Origin of the sequence: Ideonella azotifigens (assembly GCF_006519715.1) — a bacterium.
GTDB lineage: Bacteria > Pseudomonadota > Gammaproteobacteria > Burkholderiales > Burkholderiaceae_C > Ideonella > Ideonella azotifigens.
In genome coordinates, this window is the sequence record NZ_VIDT01000256.1 from 1 (window position 1) to 7182 (window position 7182).

Annotated in this window: 7 protein-coding genes; all 7 read left to right on the forward strand. The window is 64.1% G+C overall.

Annotation, left to right across the window (positions count from 1 at the left end; all coding sequences use genetic code 11):
• Positions 1–970: patatin-like phospholipase family protein (locus FKP22_RS15940; protein ID WP_233446856.1), on the forward strand; the 970-nt coding region annotated here is incomplete at its 5' end.
• A gap of 241 nt (positions 971–1211) precedes the next feature.
• On the forward strand, positions 1212–3131 hold the full coding sequence (gene thrS / locus FKP22_RS15945) for a threonine--tRNA ligase (RefSeq protein ID WP_141288449.1): 1920 nt from the start codon (positions 1212–1214) through the stop codon (positions 3129–3131).
• 105 nt (positions 3132–3236) lie between these two features.
• Positions 3237–3764 carry a translation initiation factor IF-3 gene (gene infC / locus FKP22_RS15950; protein ID WP_141288450.1) on the forward strand — a complete coding sequence of 176 codons (528 nt, stop codon included), beginning with the start codon at positions 3237–3239 and terminating at the stop codon, positions 3762–3764.
• Positions 3765–3936: 172 nt separating this feature from the next.
• Complete coding sequence (gene rpmI / locus FKP22_RS15955; RefSeq protein ID WP_028601240.1) at positions 3937–4140, forward strand: 50S ribosomal protein L35; 204 nt, start codon at positions 3937–3939, stop codon at positions 4138–4140.
• 27 nt (positions 4141–4167) lie between these two features.
• A complete protein-coding gene (rplT, locus tag FKP22_RS15960; protein ID WP_141288451.1) occupies positions 4168–4524 on the forward strand; it encodes a 50S ribosomal protein L20 in 357 nt (118 codons plus the stop codon).
• A gap of 116 nt (positions 4525–4640) precedes the next feature.
• Complete coding sequence (pheS, locus tag FKP22_RS15965) at positions 4641–5681, forward strand: phenylalanine--tRNA ligase subunit alpha (RefSeq protein WP_141288452.1); 1041 nt, start codon at positions 4641–4643, stop codon at positions 5679–5681.
• 62 nt (positions 5682–5743) lie between these two features.
• On the forward strand, positions 5744–7182 hold a 1439-nt coding region (gene pheT / locus FKP22_RS15970), incomplete at its 3' end, for a phenylalanine--tRNA ligase subunit beta (RefSeq protein WP_141288453.1).

A 7182-nucleotide genomic window follows, 5' to 3' on the forward strand; every position in this document is an offset into this window, starting at 1 on the left:
CGGGCCCAAGGGCCTGGCGCTGAATCCGCTGGACCAGTTCCTGTTTGGTGATTGGCTGCCGCAGTCTTCGCAAACGGTGCACTTGCTGGGCGCCTCCATCGGCGCCTGGCGCATGGCCTCTGCGTGCATGAGCGATCCGAAGGCGGCGCTGGCCCGGCTGGCGGAGGACTACATCGTGCAGGACTATCCGCATGCGCCGGGCAAGGCGCCGAGTGCGAGGGTGGTCAGCCAGATCTTCGGCGAGCAACTGGGCCATCACTTCGGTGGGCGCGAGGCGGAGGTGCTGCAGCACCCGCGCTACCGCCTGCATGTGTTCACCAGCCGCGGCCGGCATGTGCTGGGCCGGGAAGGTCGGCTGCGCACGCCGCTGGGCTACGGCGGCGCGTTTTTCACCAACCTGGTGGCGCGCAAGGCGCTGGGCCACTGGCTGGAGCGAGTGGTGTTCTCGGACGCACGCGATGCGCTGCCCATGCCGCTGGACGACTACCGCAGCCGCCAGGTGCCACTGGATGCCGCGAATCTGGCGCCAGCCATCCTGGCCAGTTGTTCCATCCCTTTCTGGTTGCAGGCGGTGCATGACATTCCCGGCGGCCCGCGTGGCGCCTACTGGGACGGCGGCATCACCGACTACCACCTGCACCTGCGCTACGCCCGGATGAGCGATGGCCTGGTGCTGTACCCGCACTTCCAGCCCAGCGTGGTGCCGGGCTGGCTGGACAAGGCGCTGGCGCACCGCCACAAGCCCAGCGCCTCGCTGGACAACTTGGTGCTGCTGGCACCGCGAGAAGAATGGATTGCCACGCTGCCGAATGCCAAGCTGCCGGACCGCAATGACTTCAAGGCTTTTGGTGATGACCTGAAGGGGCGCATGTCCGCTTGGCGGCGGGCCGTGGCTGAGAGCCAGCGGCTGGCGGACGAGTTCGCTGAGCAGGTGGCAAGCGGCCGCGCTGTGGAAGCTGAGCCGCTGTAGCCCGGCTTTTCTGGCGACCAGTGCGCGCGCTACCGCTACAATTTGCAGATCCACCACAAGAACGGGAAAGGCAGCACGGGTTATGACACCGCGAACTACGACCTTCGTCACTGAGGATTAGTCGGCCGCGGCAGGTTTACACACGTCACTGTTTTTGTTCCTGCACCCAATTGCGCGGCCTTGATGCCGCGCTTTTGTTTTTCTGGGGCCCTGAAATGCGCCCCGTTCCTGGAGTCTCCTGATGATCACGATCACGCTGCCTGATGGCGCGAAACGCGAATATCCCGCCCCGCTGACGGTGGCCGAAGTGGCCGCGTCCATCGGCACCGGCCTGGCCAAGGCCGCGCTCGGCGGCCGCGTGGGCACTGGCGATGCCAGCAAGCTGGTGGACACCAGCTACCTGATCGAGGCCGACTCGCCGCTGGCCATCGTCACCGACAAGGATGCCGACGGCCTGGAGATGATCCGCCACTCGACGGCGCACTTGCTGGCCTATGCGGTGAAGGAACTGTTCCCCGAGGCCCAGGTCACGATCGGCCCGGTGATCGAAAACGGCTTTTTCTACGACTTCTCGTACAAGCGCCCGTTCACGCCCGACGATCTGGTGGCCATCGAGGCCAAGATGACCGAGCTGGCGAAGAAGGACGAGAAGGTGCAGCGCCGCGTGCTGCCGCGTGACGAGGCGGTCGAGTACTTCAAGGGCCTGGGTGAAAACTACAAGGCCGAGATCATCGCCAGCATCCCGGAAGGCCAGGAGGTTTCGCTGTACCGCGAAGGCGCTTTCGAGGACCTGTGTCGCGGCCCGCACGTGCCCAGCACCGGCAAGCTGAAGTTCTTCAAGCTGATGAAGGTGGCCGGTGCCTACTGGCGTGGCGACCACCGCAACGAGATGCTGCAGCGCATTTACGGCACGGCCTGGGCCAGCAAGGAAGCGCTGCAGCAGTACCTGACGATGCTGGAAGAAGCCGAGAAGCGCGACCATCGACGCCTCGGCAAGGACCTGGACCTGTTCCACATCGACGAGCACTCGCCCGGCACGGTGTTCTGGCACCCCAAGGGATGGACGATCTGGCAGGAGGTGGAGCAGTACATGCGCCGCGTCTACCGCGAGAACGGCTACCAGGAGGTCAAGGGCCCGCAGATCCTCGACCAGGGACTGTGGGAGAAGACGGGCCACTGGGACAAGTACCGCGAGAACATGTTCGTGACGGAATCGGAAAAGCGCGACTACGCGCTCAAGCCGATGAACTGCCCCGGCCACATCCTGATCTTCAAGCAAGGCATCAAGAGCTACCGCGACCTGCCGCTGCGCTACGGCGAGTTCGGCCAGTGCCATCGCAACGAGCCGACCGGCGGCCTGCACGGCATCATGCGCGTGCGCGGCTTCACGCAGGACGATGGCCACATCTTCTGCACCGAAGACCAGATCGAGGCCGAAGTGGTGGCCTTCACCAAGCTGCTGCAGAAGGTCTATGCCGATTTCGGCTTCAGCGACATCATCTACAAGCTCTCGACGCGGCCTGAAAAGCGCATTGGCACCGAGGAGAGCTGGGACCGTGCCGAAGCCGCACTGGCCAAGGGCCTGCAGGCTTCGAACTGCGATTTCGAGTACCTGCCGGGCGAAGGCGCTTTCTACGGCCCGAAGATTGAATACACGCTGAAGGACGCGCTGGGCCGGCCGTGGCAGTGCGGCACGATCCAGATCGACCCGAACCTGCCAGAGCGCCTGGACGCGGACTTTGTCGGCGAAGATGGCCAGCGCCACCGGCCGCTGATGCTGCACCGCGCCATCGTCGGCAGCCTGGAACGTTTCATCGGCATCCTGATCGAGCAGCACGCCGGCGCGATGCCGGTTTGGCTGGCGCCGACGCAGGTCGTGGTCGCCTCCATCACCGACGCACAGGCCGACTATGTGCACGAAGTGGTGAAAGCCTTGCAAAAACAAGGAGTTAGGGTGAGCGCGGATTTGCGCAACGAGAAAATCACGTATAAAATACGCGAGCATTCGTTGCAAAAGGTCCCGTTTATCCTGGTCGTAGGTGACAAGGAAAAGGCAAGCGGGGCCGTCGCGGTGCGCGCCCGAGGCCAGCAGGACCTGGGTGTGATGTCCCTCGCAGACTTTCAGTTGAAGCTCGCAGGTGACATCGCAGCCAGGACCTGAGCAGTCGCTTTGGTGCCGCGCGCCGATTTTATTTTTTTGGGCCCCTCTCTTGCCTGGGCGCCTGTTTGAGGGGTTTGCACCATCGCTACCTTTGCCGACCGTCGGATGCCTAACGTCGAGCGCAAGCATCGACTGAATCGCGAGATCACTGCCCTGAATGTGCGCCTGAACGGCATCGAGAACGAGCCTTTGGGCATCGTCAGCATTCAGGACGCCTTGCGCATGTCAGCCGAAGCCGACGTGGATCTGGTCGAAATTGCCGCCACCGCCGATCCGCCCGTTTGCCGGCTGATGGACTACGGCAAGTTCAAATACCAGGAGCAGAAGCGCGCAGCTGAAGCCAAGTCCAAGCAGAAGGTCATCGAGGTCAAGGAAGTCAAGTTCCGTCCGGGCACGGACGAAGGCGACTACAACATCAAGATGCGCAACCTGCGCCGGTTCATCGCGGAAGATGGCGACAAGGGCAAGGTCACGCTGCGCTTCCGCGGCCGCGAGATCACCCACCAGGACATCGGCATGCGGTTGCTGGAGCGCATTCGCGATGAGTTGTCTGACGTGGCCCTGGTCGAGCACATGCCCAAGCTCGAAGGCCGCCAGATGATCATGGTGCTGGCCCCGAAGAAGAAGTCCTGATCTGTTGGCGCGGTGTTTGCCACCGCGCCAACAGTGAAGTTCAGACGAAGATCGAATCCAGAGATTCACGCCGCGGTTTCGCGACCGCGATGTTGAAGAGAAGCCACTGCAGGCCATCAAGTACGTTGCAAGCGCAACGTCGCCCAGCAGAGGTGTCAAAAAGGAGCATGCAATGCCCAAGATGAAGACCAAGAGCAGCGCCAAGAAGCGCTTTCGCGTTCGCCCGGGTGGCACCGTCAAGCGCGGTCAAGCCTTCAAGCGTCACATCCTGACCAAGAAGACCACCAAGAACAAGCGCCAGCTGCGCGGCGCAGTGAATGTGCATGAGACCAACATGGGTCACATGGCACAGATGCTGCCGTTTGCCGGCCTGTAATTCCACCAAGACTGAAGGAGAACTCTCATGCCTCGCGTCAAACGTGGTGTTACCGCTCGTGCTCGTCACAAGAAGATCCTGGCCCTGGCCAAGGGCTATCGCGGCCGTCGCAAGAATGTCTTCCGCATCGCCAAACAGGCGGTGATGAAGGCTGGGCAATATGCCTACCGTGACCGCCGCGCCAAGAAGCGCGTCTTCCGTCAGCTGTGGATCGCGCGTATCAACGCCGGTGCTCGCAGCCTGGGCCTGACCTACAGCAAGTTCATGGCCGGCCTGAAGAAGGCCTCGATCGACATCGACCGTAAGGTCCTGTCGGACATGGCCATCCACGATCCGGCAGCTTTTGCCAGCATCGTCGACAAGGTGAAGGCCCAGCTCGCTTGATTCCCTAACAGGGCGCGGTCGTCTGTCTGCAGGCGGCCGGTTGCCCGATCAGGCTCTCGAAGGCCGTCACCTCGTGGTGCGGCCTTTTTTATTTTTCCGCAGACATTTCCCTCTTCATGAACGATCTCGATCAACTGGTGGAGAACGCGCGCGCCGAGTTCGCGGCGGCTGCCGCGCCTGCCGAGCTGGAGAATGCCAAGGCCCGTTACCTGGGCAAGTCCGGTCAGGTGACCGAACTGCTCAAGGGCATGGTGGCCTTGTCGCCCGAAGAAAAGAAGACCCGCGGCGCCGAGATCAACCAGACCAAGCAACGCATCGAAGCCCTGCTGACCGAGCGCCGCCAGGCCCTGGCCGACGCCGAGCTGGCCGTGCAGCTGAAGGCCGAGGCGCTGGACGTGACGCTGCCAGGCCGCCAGCGCGGCAGCAGCGGTGGCCTGCACCCGGTGACGCGCGCGATGGAGCGCATCGAGGCCATCTTCGGCTCGATGGGTTTTGACGTTGCCGACGGCCCTGAGATCGAGATCGACTGGTTCAACTTCACAGCGCTGAACACGCCGGCGGATCACCCTGCGCGTTCGATGCACGACACCTTCTACGTCGAGGGTGGTCATGTGCTGCGCACCCACACCAGCCCGATGCAGATCCGCTATGCGGTGCAGCACGTCAAGAAGCACCAGCACCTTATCGATGCCGGCGAGCCGATGCCCGAGATCCGCGTCATCGCGCCGGGCCGCACCTACCGCGTGGACAGCGACGCGACGCACTCGCCGATGTTCCACCAGGTCGAAGGCCTGTGGGTGGGCGAGAACATTAGCTTCAAGGACCTGAAGTCGGCCTACATCAACTTCATGCACGCGTTTTTCGAGACGACGGACATGGAGATCCGCTTCCGCCCCAGCTACTTCCCGTTCACCGAGCCCAGCGCCGAGATCGACATGATGTTCGGCTCCGGCCCCTTGAAGGGCCGCTGGCTGGAAGTGTCCGGCTCGGGCCAGGTGCATCCGCAAGTCATCCGCAACATGGGGCTGGACCCGGAGCGCTACATCGGTTTCGCCTTCGGCTCGGGCATCGACCGGCTGGCCATGCTGCGTTATGGCGTCAACGACCTGCGGCTGTTTTTCGACGGCGACCTGCGTTTCCTGACGCAGTTCAAGTGAGCCCCGCGCGGCTTTGAGCGCCGCGCCCGCTGCCTTCGAAAAACATTCATCCGGAACCTTTCATGCAATTCCCCGAATCCTGGTTGCGCGAGTTCTGCAACCCGCCTGTCAACACCGAAGAACTGGCCCGCCTGCTGACCATGGCCGGGCTGGAAGTGGAGGAGCTGCGGCCAGTGGCGCCGGCGTTCCACGGCATCGTCGTGGCTGAGATCGTCGAAGCCGAGCAGCACCCGAACGCCGACCGCCTGCGCGTCTGCCGCGTGGACGCCGGCCCGCACAGCAAGGACGGCCCGCTGCAGATCGTCTGCGGTGCGCCGAATGCGCGTGTCGGCATCAAGGTGCCGCTGGCCATCGTCGGCGCCGAGCTGCCGCCTGGCGAGGACGGCAAGCCCTTCAAGATCGGCACCGGCAAGCTGCGCGGCGTCGAGAGTTTCGGCATGCTGTGCTCGGCCCGCGAACTCAAGCTCAGCGAGGACCACGGCGGCCTGCTGGAGCTGGCGGCCGACGCGCCGCTGGGCCAGGACATCCGCGAGCACCTCAAGCTGGACGACACGCTGTTCACGCTCAAGCTCACGCCCAACCTGGCGCACTGCCTGTCGGTCTACGGCGTGGCCCGAGAGGTCTCGGCTCTGACAGGCTCGCCGCTGGTCGAGCCGAACCTGCAAGCGGTGGCGCAGGCGCATGCCGACGTGTTGCCGGTCAGCGTGCAGGACAGCGACCTTTGCGGTCGTTTCTCCGGCCGCATCGTGCGCGGCGTGAACCCGAAGGCGCAGACGCCTGCGTGGATGGTCGAGCGCCTGGCGCGTTGCGGCCAGCGCAGCGTCTCGCCGCTGGTGGACATCTCGAACTACGTGATGTTCGAGCTGGGCCGCCCGTCGCACATCTTCGACCTGGACAAGATCCACGGCGGCCTCAGCGTGCGCTGGGCCAAGGAAGGCGAGAGCCTGAAGCTGCTGAACGGCAACACCGTCGCGCTGGACGCGCAGGTGGGCGTGATCGCCGACGATCAGGCCGTCGAGTCGCTGGCCGGCATCATGGGTGGCGACGCCACGGCGGTCTCCCACGACACGCGCAACATCTACATCGAAGCGGCGTTCTGGTGGCCCAAGGCGGTGATGGGCCGCTCGCGCCGCTACAACTTCTCGACCGACGCCGGCCACCGCTTCGAGCGCGGCGTGGACCCGCAGGGCACGGTGGAACACATCGAGCGCATCACGCGACTGGTGCAGGAAATCTGCGGCGGAGAAGCCGGTCCCATCGACGACCAGCAGCCGGCCATGCCGGTGCGCGAGCCGGTGACGCTGCGCGTGGCGCGTGCCTGCAAGGTCATCGGCATGCCGGTCACCCAGGCTGAATGTGCCAGCGTGTTCCAGCGCCTGGGTTTGCCCTTCGTTGAAGGCGACGGCACACTGACCGTCACGCCGCCTAGCTGGCGCTTCGACATCACGCTGGAAGAGGACCTGATCGAAGAGGTCGTGCGCATCCTCGGCTACGAGCGCCT

Bases quoted from the DNA above. Each gene is read 5' to 3' on its own strand.
- thrS (WP_141288449.1), top strand. From the start codon at position 1,212: ATGATCACGATCACGCTGCCTGATGGCGCGAAACGCGAATATCCCGCC.
- infC (WP_141288450.1), top strand. From the start codon at position 3,237: ATGCCTAACGTCGAGCGCAAGCATCGACTGAATCGCGAGATCACTGCC.
- rpmI (WP_028601240.1), top strand. From the start codon at position 3,937: ATGCCCAAGATGAAGACCAAGAGCAGCGCCAAGAAGCGCTTTCGCGTT.
- rplT (WP_141288451.1), top strand. From the start codon at position 4,168: ATGCCTCGCGTCAAACGTGGTGTTACCGCTCGTGCTCGTCACAAGAAG.
- pheS (WP_141288452.1), top strand. From the start codon at position 4,641: ATGAACGATCTCGATCAACTGGTGGAGAACGCGCGCGCCGAGTTCGCG.